General features: G+C 57.6%; 15 protein-coding genes and 2 pseudogenes. 8 read left to right on the forward strand and 9 right to left on the reverse strand.

Annotated features, from left to right (window positions below; translation table 11 throughout):
- Positions 1-9: 9 nt before the first annotated feature.
- From ACYZTU_RS18010 to ACYZTU_RS18025, 4 genes are all read right to left on the reverse strand, one after another.
- The gene (locus ACYZTU_RS18010; RefSeq protein ID WP_461964568.1) at positions 10-1,065 is read right to left on the reverse strand and encodes a hypothetical protein; all 1,056 of its coding nucleotides are present in this window, start codon (positions 1,063-1,065) and stop codon (positions 10-12) included.
- Positions 1,066-1,151: 86 nt separating this feature from the next.
- Positions 1,152-1,709, reverse strand: a complete 558-nt coding sequence (locus ACYZTU_RS18015; RefSeq protein WP_461964569.1) for a polysaccharide biosynthesis/export family protein — start codon at positions 1,707-1,709, stop codon at positions 1,152-1,154.
- Between the two features lie 380 nt (positions 1,710-2,089).
- Positions 2,090-2,575 carry a hypothetical protein gene (locus tag ACYZTU_RS18020; protein WP_461964570.1) on the reverse strand — a complete coding sequence of 162 codons (486 nt, stop codon included), beginning with the start codon at positions 2,573-2,575 and terminating at the stop codon, positions 2,090-2,092.
- Between the two features lie 355 nt (positions 2,576-2,930).
- Complete coding sequence (locus tag ACYZTU_RS18025) at positions 2,931-3,584, reverse strand: peroxiredoxin (protein ID WP_461964571.1); 654 nt, start codon at positions 3,582-3,584, stop codon at positions 2,931-2,933.
- Between the two features lie 433 nt (positions 3,585-4,017).
- On the opposite strand from ACYZTU_RS18025, the gene ACYZTU_RS18030 reads away from it, so the two are divergent.
- On the forward strand, positions 4,018-4,734 hold the full coding sequence (locus tag ACYZTU_RS18030; RefSeq protein ID WP_461964572.1) for a glycosyltransferase family 25 protein: 717 nt from the start codon (positions 4,018-4,020) through the stop codon (positions 4,732-4,734).
- Between the two features lie 101 nt (positions 4,735-4,835).
- Here the strand turns inward: ACYZTU_RS18030 and ACYZTU_RS18035 are convergent, their stop codons facing one another.
- Positions 4,836-5,165, reverse strand: coding sequence for a hypothetical protein (locus ACYZTU_RS18035; RefSeq protein WP_461971092.1), 330 nt, complete (start codon positions 5,163-5,165; stop codon positions 4,836-4,838).
- A gap of 184 nt (positions 5,166-5,349) precedes the next feature.
- Between ACYZTU_RS18035 and potE the strand changes: the two genes are divergently transcribed.
- The 3 genes and pseudogenes from potE to ACYZTU_RS18050 form a co-directional block, all read left to right on the forward strand.
- Positions 5,350-6,759: a putrescine-ornithine antiporter gene (gene potE / locus ACYZTU_RS18040; protein WP_461964573.1), complete on the forward strand. Its 1,410-nt coding sequence runs from the start codon at positions 5,350-5,352 to the stop codon at positions 6,757-6,759.
- Positions 6,756-9,041: an Orn/Lys/Arg family decarboxylase gene (locus tag ACYZTU_RS18045; RefSeq protein WP_461964574.1), complete on the forward strand. Its 2,286-nt coding sequence runs from the start codon at positions 6,756-6,758 to the stop codon at positions 9,039-9,041. The genes potE and ACYZTU_RS18045 overlap by 4 nt, the downstream gene beginning before the upstream one ends.
- 54 nt (positions 9,042-9,095) lie before the next feature.
- A pseudogene (locus ACYZTU_RS18050) lies at positions 9,096-9,405 on the forward strand (lipoyl synthase); the annotation flags it as partial.
- Between the two features lie 28 nt (positions 9,406-9,433).
- Here the strand turns inward: ACYZTU_RS18050 and ACYZTU_RS18055 are convergent.
- Both ACYZTU_RS18055 and ACYZTU_RS18060 read right to left on the reverse strand, forming a co-directional pair.
- The gene (locus tag ACYZTU_RS18055; protein WP_461964575.1) at positions 9,434-9,814 is read right to left on the reverse strand and encodes a RidA family protein; all 381 of its coding nucleotides are present in this window, start codon (positions 9,812-9,814) and stop codon (positions 9,434-9,436) included.
- Between the two features lie 167 nt (positions 9,815-9,981).
- Positions 9,982-10,341 carry a DUF6124 family protein gene (locus ACYZTU_RS18060; protein WP_461964576.1) on the reverse strand — a complete coding sequence of 120 codons (360 nt, stop codon included), beginning with the start codon at positions 10,339-10,341 and terminating at the stop codon, positions 9,982-9,984.
- 516 nt (positions 10,342-10,857) lie between these two features.
- Between ACYZTU_RS18060 and ACYZTU_RS18065 the strand changes: the two are divergent.
- The 4 genes and pseudogenes from ACYZTU_RS18065 to ACYZTU_RS18080 form a co-directional block, all read left to right on the forward strand.
- Positions 10,858-11,204 (forward strand): annotated as a pseudogene (locus tag ACYZTU_RS18065) (S-type pyocin domain-containing protein); the annotation flags it as partial.
- 144 nt (positions 11,205-11,348) lie between these two features.
- Entirely contained in the window at positions 11,349-12,005 is a 657-nt protein-coding gene (locus ACYZTU_RS18070; RefSeq protein WP_461964577.1) for a DUF2931 family protein, read from the forward strand.
- Positions 12,006-12,478: 473 nt separating this feature from the next.
- A complete protein-coding gene (locus ACYZTU_RS18075) occupies positions 12,479-12,880 on the forward strand; it encodes a hypothetical protein (protein ID WP_461964578.1) in 402 nt (133 codons plus the stop codon).
- A gap of 189 nt (positions 12,881-13,069) precedes the next feature.
- On the forward strand, positions 13,070-13,351 hold the full coding sequence (locus tag ACYZTU_RS18080; protein ID WP_461964579.1) for a DUF3303 domain-containing protein: 282 nt from the start codon (positions 13,070-13,072) through the stop codon (positions 13,349-13,351).
- A gap of 78 nt (positions 13,352-13,429) precedes the next feature.
- On the opposite strand, the gene ligD is transcribed toward ACYZTU_RS18080, so the two are convergent.
- Both ligD and ACYZTU_RS18090 read right to left on the reverse strand, forming a co-directional pair.
- Positions 13,430-16,030 (reverse strand): DNA ligase D, encoded by a 2,601-nt coding sequence (ligD, locus tag ACYZTU_RS18085; protein WP_461964580.1) that lies wholly within the window; start codon positions 16,028-16,030, stop codon positions 13,430-13,432.
- Positions 16,027-17,034 carry a methyltransferase gene (locus tag ACYZTU_RS18090; protein WP_461964581.1) on the reverse strand — a complete coding sequence of 336 codons (1,008 nt, stop codon included), beginning with the start codon at positions 17,032-17,034 and terminating at the stop codon, positions 16,027-16,029. Before ACYZTU_RS18090 ends, ligD begins: the two co-directional genes overlap by 4 nt.
- Positions 17,035-17,038 lie beyond the last annotated feature (4 nt).

The raw sequence follows: 17,038 nt of genomic DNA on the forward strand, positions 1-17,038 counted from the left end.
ACCTGAATTTCAGAGACCGGGATAACTATAAGTCACCGTTAACCCGACGACGTTTGCAGAGGCATCCGGCAAGCCATCTTGCTGGCGTTGTTTGTATGTGTAGGATAGGCGCGCAATCCAAAAAGGCGAGAGTTCTTGGCTAAACCAGGCACTGTAATTTCGCAGGGTATTAGCTGTCTGGCCTTTGGCGTCTTGCCAGGAGGCATCGAAACCGGTGCGTCGGGTCTCGTCGATGGAATAGCTCCATGTTCCCCTCAGGCTATCAACCTCGACGAAACCACCGTCCCCGCTGGCGAGAGTGGTACGACCGGCGTCGATGCTGGTATCAACACGATCACCGGTATAGTACAAGGTAAAACCGCCCTGGCCACTGGGACCGCTGTCCGTGCCGGAGACTTGATTGGCGCCCACGTATACCGAGCCCCTGAGCCGCTCGGAGATTTGGTAGTTCATGCCAATATCGGGGGTGTAGCTGTTTGAGGAAGCCACCCCGGATCCTTCATCGGGCTCATAACGCCTCGCTCCAAAACGCGTGAATAGTTCCACACGTTCACTCCATGCATAGGTATAGCTCAAGCGGTTCGACAGCTCGTCATAGTTGGTCAGCGAGTCAATGTCGTAAGTGACATGACTGTATTCAATCTCGTTAAGCAGAGTGCTGCGTTCACTGAGAGCAGTACGCCAGTTGCCGGCCAGGGAAGTCCGCTTTTGCGTGCCATCGGGGGCAACGACGCCGGTTTCCTGAACCGTAGATGAAAGCGTAGAGCTTTCTTCATATCTCGCTGTGAGTCCAAAAGCACCCGTTTCCGTCTCGCGCTGCCACCCTAACTTCAACCTGGGGTCTTCCCGGTCCGAAACGATGGAGGTATCGGACGAACGCACGACATTCACGCCGAGACCGAACTGGAATTCATCCTGGCCGGAAGTACCCACGAGGCTGTAATCGGGAGCGATGATGGTACGCGTCACGCCCTTCTCGCCATTGGTAAGAAGCGTCGGGTTGCTGTCGTACTCGACCGTCGAAGGTACCGCTATTGCTGATTTCCAGGTGGCAGCATAGGCCATGTGCGAATACGACAAAGCCAGGATTGCCGTAGCAACCCCGGTCGTTCGAAATCCAAGCAAGATAATCCCTAGTGCCTCGCGCAAGGCTACGGCACGACCAGCGTATCGCCGGCCTTAAGTAGAAAATTGGTGGACATGTCATCCCCTGACATCAACTTGCTGTAGTTGACGTGCAGGATCTCCTGTTTAGTCCCATTGAGTCGCACGACCTTGATGTCATCCGTGTCGGCGAATTTGTCGAGCCCGCCCGCCATGCTTAATACCTGCAGCACTGACGTTTGACCTGGCATATGTACGGTGCCGGGTTTCGCCACTTTACCCTGAACGTAGACGAGATTACCTTCGGTGCCTGTAACGACAACGCTCACTTGCGGATCAGGTATAAATTTCTCAAGCTTGGCAGCGATTTTCTCCGCGACAGCGGTGGTATCAAGCCCTTTAACATCGACTTGCCCTGCCAGCGGGAAGGTAATGCTGCCATCGGGAAGTACGCGCACATCCTGTTTGAGCTTGTCTTCGCCCCAAACGGAAACAGAAAGATTATCACCCGGACTCAGCCGGTAAACCGCGTCGTTTTCGACGGCACTGGAAAGGCTGGGCCAAACGGCCAGTGTGCAGAGCACAGGTATCAATGAACGGAACATCGGAATCCCTCCGCCTAAGTAGCCATGCAAGGAGTTTAGAACAAAAAACCGAGCCAAATCACTCTATCCTAATTTCACCCCAAAGAAACGACTAAACAACAATCACCTGGAGCGTCTGGGCGGCCAATTCCGCCAACGCAACTCACCCGCGACCAGCAGGGCACCCCTTACAGCAGAAAAGCGTTATTTAACAATAGCCTGGATAAAACAAATCGCCCCCTATGCTTACCGCGCCAAAATTAACTGCATTATGCCAGTTAGAGCTGACTCAGCTGAAACAGCTGCGAACCTATTATCGCTGCCGATGCCAGCACAACTAACCGGCCTCAATAATTACCAACTAAGCATCATTACAAGAAAGGCAAACATCCGCACCCCCCCTATATCTTCCGCCGGTTGGCGACCACAATAAAACCAAACAACGCGGAAGAAAATAACCATGCTGCTGCCTGAAGCGGTACGGCATTCGGTTGATTGATGTAAGAATCAGCTCCCCCAACCAACTCTTTATCTTGAACATCCAGCCCCACTAACGGATCACTGGTAACCGCTGCCATTAAACCGTCGCCCGAAAAAGTATTGACAGTGTTACCTGCCCCCGAGCCAGCATCCATCATGCTGTTGGGCTGGACCTCATCCAAGATAGCGGCGATCGAAGAAGCCAACCGCAGGCCACTTCCAACCGTTAACGGCGCGCCACTCGGGTGCTCTTCGAGAGCCTTGCCAAGTTGAGAGCCTACCCCTTCGCAAGCGGTACTTATGCGACTAATTTCATTGGGCAAACTGGTCGCCTGAACACTAGCAACGGCCGCACCATTGAGGATCACAGAAAACAACACGAATTTAATGACAAGTGTTGGGCGCATAACACCGCCTCCTTGCGTAGGGGGTTATTCTTCTGTCGGATGAAGGAATCTTTATCGGCTAAAATGAGCGTATGTGCACATCGCCATTACGTCAACAGCTCGTCACCATAATAAATCGAAATTTAATTTTACGGAGGATGGCGTCAGAATAACGACACGACAAGCGCGTCAGTCATGAGAATCTATTAGTACGAAATAGCATCTCGCTTGGGCATTAGCCCGCAACAGGACGCTCGCCTCCGACCCGGCGCAGCGCCCTTTACCGGGCGACGAAGCACTGTCGGCAACGTTCTGAAAAGTACCCGGAGGGTGAGCGTTTTTGGTGCGAGTTCCCGGCATGTCGCAGTCCGGGCCGTTACTTCGGTTGCGCCACCGTGCGCAAATAAGGTTTCACCGTCTTGAAGCCGTCCGGGTACTTCTTCGTTGCGTCCTCGTCGGAGACCGACGTAGGGATGATCACGTCCTGACCCGGACGCCAGTTCACCGGGGTAGCGACAGTGTGCTTGGCGTTTAGCTGAATAGCGTCGAGCAGCCGTAACACTTCATCGAAGTTGCGCCCGGCACTCATCGGGTAGACCAGCATCGCCTTGATCTTCTTGTCCGGGCCGACAATAAACACCGACCGCACCGTGGCGTTGTCCACGGCAGTACGAGCGCCCCCACTGGCATTCGGGTGAATCATGTCGTAGAGCTTGGCCACCACCAGGTTCTCGTCACCAATCATGGGGTAGTTGACCGCATGACCCTGTGTCTCTTCGATGTCTTTGGCCCAGGTCTGATGGTTACCGACGGGGTCGACGCTGAGGCCGACAATCTTGGTGTTGCGTTTGTCGAACTCCGGCTTGAGCCCGGCCATGTAACCGAGTTCAGTGGTGCAGACAGGGGTGAAGTCCTTCGGATGCGAGAACAGGATGGCCCACTTGTCGCCGATCCATTCGTGGAAATGGAGCGTGCCTTCGGTGGTTTCGGCGGTAAAATCCGGTGCTTCGTCGCCAATACGAATGGTCATGTGCGTTCTCCTCGTTGTGAAGGGTAGGAAACTCTCGGAACGAACCAGTATAGGAGACCTTGAAAACTTCGCTCTGCACCCCGCCGTAGGGTCGCAGGCCGATTTACGCGACCAAAACTTCATCCGCAAATGCTGCCTATACTGCGATCCGGGGTCTATAGAGAAATCGGACGAAATCGCTAAGCATTCAGCCTGTCAGGTTGAGGTCATGGAAATTGACGCCGAGCCGCCAGGAAATGCAGAAAGTGGCCCTGCTCTGACGCTGCGCGAGTGAAGCACCTGACGCCTGGTTGATGAGATGTACTTCAATCGGACACACCCAGAAGACGTAAGGGATTGCCGCCTGTCGGCAGTGCTTACCGTACGATTTTTTCCAAATTCTGCGAGCGCCCCAATCCAACCGCCCTGATTGTCTGCTCTGAGGACCTGACAGATGAATGTGATCGACTATTTTGATGGAGCAAGAATCATCAATATCTCGTCAAGAAAGGATCGCCGTATAGAAACAGTAGAAGAATTCGCTCGCTACGGCTTTCACATTGATGATGAAAAAATAGGCTTTTTTGAGGCTGTTACGCCCAGTGAGGGAAATGGCTTCCCGAGCGTCGGGGCCAGGGGCTGCTTTTTGAGTCATCTGGGGGTGCTGGAAGAGGCAATGCGCCTGAAGTTGAAAAATATCTTGATCATGGAGGACGACATACAGTTTTCCAGACGCATTTCTGAATATGGGAGACAGGCCATCGAGTCTCTGGAAGGTATGGAGTGGGACATCGTCTATTTTGGGCATCCGTTTGAAGGAAATTCAAATTTGCCCGATTGGAAAGTAGTCGACCGCCCCATACATTTGTCCCATTTCTATGCTGTAAACGGGAAAAGCATTGGGAAATTGAGGGATTTTTTATTACAGATTCTGGAGCGGCCGCCGGGACATCCTGACGGAGGTCCGATGCATTATGACGCTGCTCTCAATACGCTTATTCACAAAAATAAAGAGATTGTGGCTTACTATTTCACCTGGAATTTTGGCTATCAAAGGCCCTCACGGACGGACCTGCACGAACTCTCCATCTTTGACAGGACGCCTCTCCTGCGGCCGGTAATGGATATGTTTAGGAGGTTAAAGGCAAAAAACCTGAGAAGAACTCGATAGTTTTCGGTTACTTCTTTCCCCTTAGGGAAGGTCTGATGTATTTACCCAGCCCGGCACAGCGCAGGAGCCGTGTCCGGGTGATGGTAGCGGGCCGCACCTCATCATTTGCGCGCCAACTTATACCGGACGCATTCCTCATAAAAACTCTCGCGCAGGGCTGCGGGCTTCATCCGCGAATGACTGTCATAGGTCTGTTCGGTAATGCCCATCGCCATCATGTGCATCCACGGCTTGCTGAACTTGTAGGTATGTAACTTCTGCCGTGCTGCATATAGTGAAACCCCGGACAGTTTGAGTTCCTGGGCTCTCGCCGCGGTACCTGCGCCCCAGCTGCAGTGGTAACGATCATTCGATGCCAGTTCTTTGGCCTGGACAGAGGCGGCAACGCTCGCCAGGCCTAACGAAATCAGCGCAACCATCACATTCCGCATTTGCATTCGATCCCAACCAACTGAAAATAAATTGATTTTGGTCAAAAGTTTTAAACTTCGGGGCCAGCAAAATGCCTTAAGTGAGCTATAGCCATTTTTTCTCAGTGCCTTGCGGACATTTCTTGCGGCACTTCAATCCTTTGCTATAGCTAACTCTTCTCAATGCATTCAGTGAGGCAACGGAATGTCAGTCGCAAAGAAAATGACGGTGGGCCAGCTGACGATGTTGACAGCCGTTAACATGTTGGGCTCAGGCATTGTGCTGCTACCCACAAAACTCGCCGAAGTCGGCGGTATTTCCATTCTTTCCTGGCTGATCACAGCCACTGGGTCCCTGGCGCTGGCCTATGCCTTTGCGCGCTGCGGGATGCTTAGCCGAAAGACCGGAGGCATGGGCGGCTATGCCGAGTACACCTTCGGCAAGGCGGGCAACTACATCACGAACTACACCTATGGGCTCTCGCTGTTGATTGCCAATGTGGCGATCAGTATTACGGCGGTCGGCTATATCCAGGAACTGTTCCACATCAAGCTTGATTCACTGCAAGTGGGTCTGGCGACCATCGCTCTGTTGTGGATCACCACGTTCGCCAACTTCGGCGGCGCACGGGTTACCGGCCGGATCGGTGCGATCACGGTTTGGGGTGTAATTGCCCCAGTGGTGCTGGTGTCCACCATTGGCTGGTACTGGTTCGACAGCAGTGTCTACGCCGCCGGCTGGAACCCGCACAACATGGGCTGGTTCGAAGCCGCAGGCGCTTCGGTGGCGATCACCTTGTGGGCATTCCTGGGTCTGGAGTCGGCGTGCGCCAACACCGATGCTGTGGAAAATCCGGAGAAAAACGTACCCATTGCGGTACTTGGCGGCACCCTCGGCGCGGCGGTGATCTACATCGTCTCCACTAACGTCATCGCCGGTATTGTCGATAACCCTGCACTGGCCGCCTCCACCGCCCCCTTCGGCCTGGTCTTCGCCAAGATGTTCACCCCGTTGGTCGGCGACATTGTGATGGCCGCGATGGTACTCGCCTGCATCGGTTCGTTGCTTGGTTGGCAGTTCACCATTGCTCAGGTGTTCAAAAGTTCGGCGGACACCGGTTACTTCCTGTCGATCTTTGCCAAGTCAAACAAGGCCGGAACGCCGATTGTCGGCATGTTGGTGCTGCTGGCCGCGCAAACGGCGCTGGGCTTTCTCACCATCAGCCCGGACCTGAGCAAACAGTTCGATATCCTCGTCAACCTCGCGGTGGTGACCAATCTGGTGCCGTACATCCTGTCCATGGCCGCCTTGATGACCATGCAGAAGGTGTCCAACGTACCGGCAGGCAAGGCGCTGGTCACCAACATCATTGCGTGGGTGGCGGCGTTTTATAGCTACCTGGCGCTCTACAGTTCGGGCGAGCAAGCGCTGATGCTCGGCGGCGTGGCGACCATCTTCGGTTACACGCTGTTCGGCTTCGTCAACAACCGCCTGATCCGCCTCGAAGCGCTCAATAACAGCGTACCGACGCAGACCGTCAGCGCTCAGCACATCACGGGCAAACCGGTGCCGGTCAACAACTTGCAAGCAGTCACAGTGGAGGCTCAATCATGACGGAACATAGACATACGCTCGGGATGCTCACGCTATTGGTCAGCAGCCCGCCGGACAAACGCACCGTCTTTGGTCGCGCGCTGAATCAGTTGGTCAACGATGTGGAAGAACGGGCCGTCCGGGTACTGGCGTCGGAAACCTTGAGCGACGCCACGTCGATCCTGCGTTCGGACCCGGCCATTCAATGCGTGCTGCTCAGCTGGGAAATGGACAAAAGCGAAGGCCACGAGGAATGCATCAAACTGCTGGTCAGCCTGCGCGAGCGCAACACTCGGGTGCCGGTCTTTTTGATCAGCGACCGCAGCACCGCGTCGAGCATTCCGCTGGTGGTCATGCAACACGCCGATGACTTCATCTGGCTGCCCGAGGACACCAGTCGCTTCCTCAGCGGGCGCATCCTGGCAGCCATCGAACGCTATCGCCAAGCCGCGCTACCTCCGATGTTCGGGGCGCTGGTGAAGTTTTCCCGGACCTATGAATATTCGTGGCACACCCCCGGTCATGCTGGCGGCACGGCGTTTCTCAAGAGCACAGCGGGCCGGGCGTTCTACGAGTTCTTCGGGGAAAACCTGCTACGTTCCGACCTGTCGATTTCGGTCGGCGAACTCGGTTCGCTGCTAGATCACAGCGGCCCCATCGGCCAGGGCGAGCGCTACGCCGCCAAGGTCTTCGGCGCGCACCGTACCTATTACGTCACCAACGGATCGTCAACCTCCAACCGTGTCATCCTCATGGCCAGCGTCACACGCAATCAGATTGCCCTGTGCGACCGCAATTGCCACAAATCCGCCGAGCACGCGATGACTCTGTCCGGGGCCATTCCGACGTACCTGGTGCCGACCCGCAATCGCTACGGCATCATCGGCCCGATCCTGCCGCAAACCCTGAACAGCGACGGCGTCAAAGCCGCCATCGCCAACAACCCCTTGGTCAAGGAAGGGATCGACCCGACACCGATCCACGCCATCATCACCAACTCCACCTACGACGGCCTGACCTACAACGTCACCCGCGTTGAAGAGCTGCTGGGCCAGAGCGTAGACCGTCTGCATTTCGATGAAGCCTGGTACGGTTATGCGCGTTTCAACCCGTTGTATCGCGAGCGCTTCGCCATGCACGGCAGTCCAGACGATCACGATGACTCGAAGCCGACCGTGTTCGCCACGCAATCGACGCACAAGTTGCTGGCAGCCCTGTCCCAGGCATCGATGATTCATGTGCGCAACGGCCGTAACCCGATCCATCACGGGCGTTTCAACGAGTCGTTCATGATGCACGCCTCGACCTCGCCCAACTACGCGATCATGGCCTCCTGCGACGTCAGCTCAGCGATGATGGAAGCGCCCAGCGGCCAGATTCTGACCACCGAATCCATCGAAGAAGCCATCAGCTTCCGCCAGGTCATCTCGCGCATGCACAACGAGATGCTGAGCAAGGACGAGTGGTTCTTCACGTGCTGGCAGCCACCGTCGGTACAGGTTGGCGCGGTGTCAGTGCCGTTCCATGAAGTAGATCCGGTGCTGTTGAAGACCGAGCCGAACTGCTGGGTGCTTCACCCCAACGAGGTGTGGCACGGTTTCGGTGACATCGAAGAAGGCTACTGCATGCTCGACCCGATCAAGGTCTCGGTGCTGAGCCCCGGCATGGGCGACGACGGCAACCTGCTCGACTCGGGCATCCCCGCCTGCGTGCTTACGGCGTACCTCGGACGACAGGGCATCGTCGTCGAGAAAACCACCGACTTCACCATTCTGTTCCTGTTCTCGATCGGCATCACCAAAGGCAAATGGGGCACCCTGGTCAACGCGCTGCTCGACTTCAAACGTGACTATGACGACAACGTCGACCTTGAGCTGTGCCTGCCCGACCTTCTAAGCGCCAACCAGCAGCGCTACGCCGGCATGGGCCTCAAGGACCTGGCCGACGATATCTTCGCCGCCATGAAGAAACACAAAACCACCGCCACCATGGCCCAGGCGTTCGGCATGCTCCCGCAAGCCGAATTCAGCCCGGTGGAAGCCTACGAAAAACTGGTCAAGAACGAAATCGAACGGGTCACACTGGAAGAAGCCGCCGGGCGGATCGTTGCGACCGGGATCGTGCCGTATCCACCGGGCATTCCATTGCTGATGCCGGGTGAAAACGCCGGGCCTGCGGGCGGGCCTTTGCTGGCGTATCTCAAGGCGCTGGAAGCCTTCGACAAATCCTTCCCGGGGTTCACCCATGACACCCATGGGATCGAAAGCGAGGGCGGGGTTTATCGCTTGCTGGTGTTGAAATGAGCTAGCGACTGTACGTGCTGCGAAGTAAAAAACGGGCGCCCTGAGGCGCCCGTTGTGGGCCATGGCCGTCCAGAACCGCTGGATGTCGACGAGCCGATGAACCTCGCTGTGGGCGCGAAAACCGCAAGCTGTCGCCGGGGGTGCAGCTGGAAACCTTTGTGCCGGATTACCGCGGCCGCATGGACGTCGCCCTGGCGATCACCGCCACTCAGCCACCCGATGTGTTCAACCATAACCTGGAGACTGTTCCGCGCCTGTACAAAACCGTGTCGACATGCTCACCCTCGGCCAGTACCTGCAACCGTTGCGCCGCCACTTGCCGGTCCAGCGTTTCGTGCACCCGGACGTATTCGCCTGGTACGCGAGCGGGACCGCCGGATAAGTCCGCAGATTCAGCCCTTGGCCGCCATCGCGGTGACTTCCACGCGCATGCCTTCGACCGCCAGGGCGGCCACGCCAACGGCGGCGCGAACCGGCCAGGGCTTGGCGAAGAAGCGCTGGTAGACTTCGTTGAAGGCGGCGCGGTCAGCCATGTCGGTGAGGTAGATGGTCAGATGCAGAACCCGGTCCATGGAACTGCCGGCGTGCTCCAGCGCAACCTTGAGCGCCTGCAGGGTGCATTCGCTCTGTTCGACGATACCGCCCAACTCCAGACTGCCGTCGGCGCGGGTGGGGATCTGAGTGGAGACCAGCAGGCCGCCAAAACCGGCGACGTCGGAGGAGATGGATTCCGGATCGGGGTCGGGGAGGAAAGTGATGTCGTGGTTTGACATGGGGATCTCTTGCTTGAGGGGTAAAGGGGCTGTCGAGTATACGCTCCGCTATTTAGTGTTTAGGGCTGAGATAAACCCCAACGCGAACGAAAACGCGATACTCCAAGCCGTCCCCTTCAAAGGCAAGCCCAAAGATGCGGTGAGCAGATCACGACAGCAGACCGCACCTATTCAGGTGGCTCGATCAGGTCCAGCAATCGGTTTGCCGTGATTTCAGCCAGCATGACGCTATTGGAAATGCCCAACAGGGAATAGCGCGAGCCACCATCCAAGCGGTCCACCAACTCGTGGACCATCACATCAACCGAGGCCAGGATTTCGACCAGATACACCGCCAGGGTTTCGGCCGTCGCCTCTGCGTCCACGGAAAACAGGGTGCTGCGTGTTCGCGGGGTGGCTTTGATGTCGGCAATCGACGGGAAGTGGTAATCGAGAGCTCGCTCGGCGGCTTCGTTGAGTTTGTTTGAATCGGATTCGTACGGGGAGACCGGATCGGTGTCCGGCGGGTTTGGTGAAGGTTTGATCATTTGCTGACACTCCTGAATGGAGCCGCCAATGCTTCTCTACTAAAAGAAGGGTGGCGGCTATGCACAGGTTAGTAGACCGGGGAGTATCAGCAATTACCGGCGCGCCGAAGCGCCCTGCGCACAGCCACCATCAAGGAGAGGTAGGAAACTACCTGCCTGACAGAACTCATGCACCTTACTGAAAACACCACGGGCTACTAAACCCGACCACTGAAGGGCAGTGGCAGGGAAACGATAGAGGCCAGGGCCAAGGCGCACAAGCCGGCGAATTCTGGCGTAGCCGTAGGCAACGGCGCAAGGTCTTGTAGCTTTCAGGAAGTAACCTTGCGGGCGTTTAAACAAACCACATCCAGCGATGTTTAAAAGTGGGCGTGCACGTCAGATAGTGGGAGTCATCGATACTGGCTAAAGAATGGATGTTCGCCCGCATAGAGTCAAAGCGCTATCCATTGCTTCGCCGATCCTCGACTGTCACCCTGCGACCGTTCATCAAGGATCGGAACAAGGAATCAAGGATTGAGTGGCTACGTACCCAACCCGTCCAAGGGCTATCGCAACAGCGGCGTCGAACCCGTTGATATTAGCGCTCAGCAGTGGGCGCAATACAAAGACCTCCCACCCAAGCCAGACGCAAAGCCCACCCCCTAGGCTGTGTGTTTGCCAAAAGCTGTAACCTGCCGGACGGCGAAATCAATCACACCAATCCAGCAGGGTTCGTCCCCGTTGAGAAACTGGCGGACTACGGGTTGTGGGCCGTGCTGGCCACTGGGGCCGCAATCACCGCCGAAGGCACCTCGCTCCAACTGGTAGGTGGCTCAACAACCGGTGGCGCCATTGCCCAGCGGCTGGGCGGCTCTCTTGCCGACAACCAGCGGACTCCCTCCGGCAAATCATCACCCTTTAGGTAGAAACGATGGTAGCGGTCTAAAGGCTGTTTACATCAATGCCCCGACGCAGGACGCGATTCGCGTGCAACACCCTCATGTACTTGAATGGACGCTTTGGTAATGAAACGACTCATCACGCTACTGAGCATTCTGCTCATCGCCGGCTGTCAGTCTGCCGACCCGCTTTCAGCAAAAAACGACCCTAAGTCTCAATGGTGGGAACTGGCGTTTACCGAACCCCACTACATGAAGGTGTGGGTGGAGGACAGTGCCGTAGAAGACATAAGCGGCAAGGTGTTTCACCACACCGGTGGCGGCTCTGCCTCAGGCGGCCAACCCGATGACGGCACAGAGTCTGCCAAAGGTTGGCGAGGCGTTGGCGGTTCCGGCAAAACAGTAATCGGCGCTGATCTACCCAAACGCATTTTCGTGCGCTGGCAGTCCATCGTAGAGCCGCAGACCTATAAAGTCTGGGTGGACATCCCCGAGCAAGCCAGACAGCTAATGCGCTCATCGATCATGCAACGTTGCCCGCAAACCCCGGAACAAGAGGCGCGATACATGGCCGCTATTTACATGGGCCTAGCCCCCGGTGGCGTCATACAAGTATGGGTCAGAGACTCATGCCACCGTCCCGTCGAGGTGGCGCATGCCCAAGCAGAGATTGAGCCTTTGGGCCCCAGCCAAGGCAAGAATGAAGGCCGTTATGCTTACCCGGTGAGTGAAAAATCCAAGCGCTACATCGAACAATTCGGAATACCTTACGGCAGCTGGTGAGTGGCAAAACTGTCTTGCTCTAGAGAATCGCAACTAGGTCACTGTACTTGGGCGCCCCTGCTCACAGAAAAAACTGGGAGGCGTAATCAAGAAGAAGCCATTCAACACTCGGCAACGGCTTTGGGTCGATAGCAACCTGTCACCAACGGCATGACCCCCGACTCAAGGCGCATTCACCACCACATAAGTCACATCGCTGCCCTGCCGGTGTTGGTGCGCTGAGCCCTTTGGGCAGTGGGCGTCGGCGCACGATTGACCGATGCCCTGGCGTGCCCTTGTGCGCGCTGGGGTCGGGCATCCACATCAGTGACCAGGCCCAGCGTCAGACCGAGGTGGTTGCGAGCGATAACAGGCTCACGTAGCGCCTCGGTATCAAGGCTGATTATTAAGCCTGGACGCGGCGTGACCCGTTCGCCAGAAGGGCAAGAAACCCTATGGGCAAACCCGATCGGAGCACTCTATGATTGATGCCCATGACGACCACGCTTCCGATTCGCCCACCCTGCCCGCCCGGCGCCTGCGACTGCGGGCGTGACCCGCTGCTGGAAACACCGGGGGCGGACGTGCGCATCCTGTTCCTGACCCGTTCAGAGGAAAAGCGCCTGATCGAACGCCTGGAGAACCTCCAGAGCCTGAGTGACCTCGAACGTCTGCAACAGCGGATGTACGAGCAGTTGGGCATCAGCGTGAGCATCGTTCCCGGTTTCAACGAAGTACGAACCATGCGCGGTATCGGTATTAATCTCGGCGATCAGCCGGGGCTATGCCGCAAAACCCGTCAGTCGATCCCTGCCGCGATTCGTCGCGGTCTTGAGCGGCACCCGGAAATTGCCTACGCGCTGCTCAATGCCAACGACCTGTTGCGCGACGCGTGAAACCAGAGCCCCGCAACGAAACAGGATCAGCGGTCATACGCAGAGTCTGGGCCGCTGCTATGCCTTCTCATGGGAGTAATGGTTGCAACCAGTCAAGGATGAAGCTGGAAACACACGCGTGACCGTGGTCCCGGCGCCAGCCAGGTGCGCGAAGAGAAACAGGTGCCAATCCGTAGCAGGAGGTGGCAGATGTTATTCATGGTCAGTTGGTCCATCAGTCCGGAAAACCGAAACGCCGTGATCAAGCGTTTTCTCGAAACCAAAGGCGCTCCACCCGAAGGCGTCAAGATGTTGGGGCGCTGGCATGCCGTCGGTGGTTCTAACGGTTTTGGCATCGCTGAAACGAGTGATGCCGTACAGATTCAGAAATGGGTGCTGCAATGGAACGACCTCATGAGCATGGAAGTCCATGCGGCGTTGACCGATGAACAGGCGGCGCCGCTGCTGGCCGCCGCTGTCGGCAAGAAGTAGTCGTTTGGGGCGGCGAGCCACGCTCGCCGCCTCATGCAGGTAAAACCAACGTGACGCCAGCGCTCAGCGGCGTCTCGACTACTTCCTCATCCCGACCCGCCGCCGCATCTCGGCGGTGATCGACTGCCGGGTGCTCTTCAGGTCCGCCCAAGGTTCATCACCGACCTCGGCCAGGCGTTCATGCACGGTGTGCACGTTCCACTGATTCCCACCCTTGAGCTCGCCCACCTCCTCGCGAAAGATCGGCACCGACACCGGCAGCCCTTCGCGGGTGCGCACGGCGTAGGCGCAGATGGTCGTGGCGCCCAGACCGTTGCGCAGGTAATCGATGAAGATCCGCCCTACCCGGTTCTTCGGTCCGGACACGGCGGAAAAACGCTCCGGCAGCAACTTGGCCATGTGGCTGACAATCGCGTGGCTGAAGTCTTTCACCTCGTCCCAACCGAGCTTGCGGGTCAGTGGCACCACCAGGTGAATCCCTTTGCCGCCGCTGGTCTTGAGGAACGCCTTGAGCCCCAACTCATCGAGTACCGACAGGGTCAGTTGAGTTGCCTCCACCATGCTTTTCCAGGGCAGCGCCGGGTCCGGGTCGAGGTCGAGGACGAAGCGGTCGGGTTTGTCGAGGTTGTCCGAGGTAGCGTTCCAGGTGTGCAGCTCAACGGTGCTCATTTGCACGGCGCCGATCAGGGCTTCGGCATTATTGATGATCATCACCGGTTGGCCGGTGAGTTCCTTGTCCAGGGTGGTGATCCCCGGAACGGCCAGGCGCTCGGCGTTTTTCTGGAAAAACAGTTCGCCGGCGATGCCGTCCGGGGCGCGAACCAGCGCCACGGGTCGGTCCTTCAATTCGGGCAAAATCCATTCGGCGACGCTGGCGTAATACTCGGCCAGTTGCACTTTGGTGGTACCGCTGCTGGCGTCGATCACCCGGTCCGGGTGAGTGATGCGCACCTTGCCCTCGCCCAGGCCGATTTGTGAGGGCGCGGGTGCGGCTTGGGTGGTTTTCTTTTTGGTCGCGGTAGAGGGTTTTTCTGCGGGGGCTTTTTTAGCGGCTTTGGGCTTCACGGCTTTTGGACGCTCCTCGGTAATGTCTTCGGCAGGTTTGTCGTCACGCAGACCATGGAACACCGCATGACGGACTGAACCTTCTTTGGTCATTTCGGCAAAAGCGACCTCAGCCAGCAGCGTGGGCTTGAGCCAGTGCACACCCTTGGCGTCAAAACCGGTTGGTGGATTGACCACTGAACTCTTTTTGGTTTGCAACGGTTTCAGTTGCTCGTAGATGCGCTTGAGCGTCGTCTCGTTGAACCCGGTGCCGACCTTGCCCGCGTAACGCAATTCACCGCTGTCGCGGTCATGCAATCCCAGCAGCAGCGCACCAAAGGCATTGCGCGAACCTTTGGGATCTGTGAAGCCAACGACGACGAACTCCTGCCGATGCTTGCACTTGAGTTTGATCCAGTCGCTGCTGCGCCGTGAAACGTAAGGCGAGCCCCGACGCTTGCCGATCAACCCTTCCATCTGCATTTGGCAGGCGCTGTTGAGCAACGCTTCCGGCTCTTCACTAAAGGCATCGGAGAAGCGTAGCAACGGGTCTTTATTAGGGGTGAGCACCGTCGACAGCGCAACCCTTCGCTCCTCGACAGGCACCTCGCGCAGGTCCACGCCGTTGAGGTAAGGCATATCGAACAGGTAGTAGGCGATGTTGCCACTGCGGCCCGAGTCGAAGGCGTTTTGCAAGGCCTGAAAGTCCGGCACGCCCTGCTCGTCGGCGACCACCATTTCACCGTCGAGCCAGGCGGATTCGAGACCCAGCGAAGCCAACACCTCGGCTTGTCTGGGCAGTTTATGGGTCCAGTCGTGACCGTTACGGGTGAAGAGTTTGACCTCGTCGTGGTCGATGCGGGCCATGATCCGATAGCCATCGAATTTGATCTCATAGCTCCACTCGCCGTCCGGGGCTTTTTCGACCAGCGTCGCCAGTTCCGGCTTGAGCAAGTCCGGCAATTTGGCTTTGCGGGCGCCCGTCAATGGCGCCGACTGTTCCTTGCGCGCCTCGGCGGCGGGTTTTTTGATGGGTTTGGGTTTGGCAGCGGTCTTCGACTTTTTAGCAACGATGGTCCGATCACTGAGCACGCTGTCGGGCTCGGCGGTGACCACGTCGTAATCGCTTTCGGGTTTGGCTGCGCCGTCCTGATGCTTGATCAGAAACCATTGTTCCTGCTTGCCCGGCATGTGCGTTCGCACCAGGTTCCACAGGCCTCCGAGCTTCTCACCTTGCAACTCGAACTTCAGCTTGCCCTTGGCGTACGCCTTGGCCGGGTCATCCTGTGGAATCCACACCCCTCGGTCCCAGACAATCACATCGCCGGCGCCGTAATGCCCTTCAGGAATGTTGCCCTCGAAGGTCGCGTAATCAAGCGGATGGTCTTCGACGTGGACCGCCAGGCGCTTGACCTTGGGGTCCAGTGACGGGCCTTTGGGCACCGCCCAGCTTTTCAGCGCGCCATCGAATTCCAGGCGAAAGTCGTAATGCAGGCGCGAGGCGTCGTGCTTCTGGATACAGAACTGCAAGGCGTGGTCTTTCGCATTTTTTTTGCCCCCGCGTTTGGCGGCGGCCGGTTCAGAGGTCGCCGAGAAGTCGCGCATGCGATTGTAATCGTCCAGGCTCCTGGTCATGGCGCACCTGCGGACGACGTAACGATTCCCCCGATGCCTGCGCCGATGCCTGCGCCGATGCGCGTGACGATCAGGGCGACGACGGCAATGCGTTCCACCCGTTGATAGCCAGGGGTTAACAGTTCTTCACCGAACACGTCAGGGTCGAGTTCGTGGTAAGTCCAGCCGAACATCGGCGATTCCAGACGCGGCGTCACCGCATCCAGGAAAGGATCGAGACCATCGATCATCGCCACGCCGGTGTACAGCACCAAAGAGCCACCGGGGGCTAACCGATACAGGGCTTGCTCGACAATGCGCAGCGACAATTGCGCGCCGAACGCCCCGCCGCCATGCCGGTAAGCACGCTCGGCCGGGTCGGCCATGTAGGGTGGATTGGCGACGATCAGGTCGAAGTTGCCGTCGACGTCCTGCAGCACATCGCTGGCCTCTATGCTGACGTTAGTCACCTCGGCGAGCGCGGCGTTGACTGCCGTCATGCGTAACGCCAACGGGTTGATGTCCACGGCCAGCACTTCGGCTTCCCGGCGAGCGCGGGCAATCACAATCGCCCCAACGCCCGCACCGCAGCCGATGTCCACGGCGCGCCTGATGGGCGCGAAGCTCTGTTGCAGATGGGCGTGAATCAGCCGGGCAAAACGGTAGGTGTCGGGTCCGAAGAACACCGCATCAGCGGCGTCGGTGGGGTAGCCCGAATGCACGAACAGCAGGTCATCGAGGCTTGACCAGCGCACATGACTTCTCAGTCGACCATTGCCTTCCTCGAGGACGCCCGCCTGTTGCAACTGCCGCTGTTCATCCACTGACAACAGATCGGGTTCAAACGGCCGCGACCAGCCGAATACTTCACGCAATGTCCGGGCGCTTTGCCCGAAGGCGCGATCATTCACCCGCTGATGGGTCAGCGGCGTTGGCGTGATAAATCGGTATCCGTCAGCCTGCAAGCGGCGCCCCAGTTGCAGTAAGGCCAGATCGGCGGCGCTCAGCTGTTCTTCCTGATGCATGAAG

This window comes from Pseudomonas sp. HLT2-19-2 (assembly GCF_054898005.1).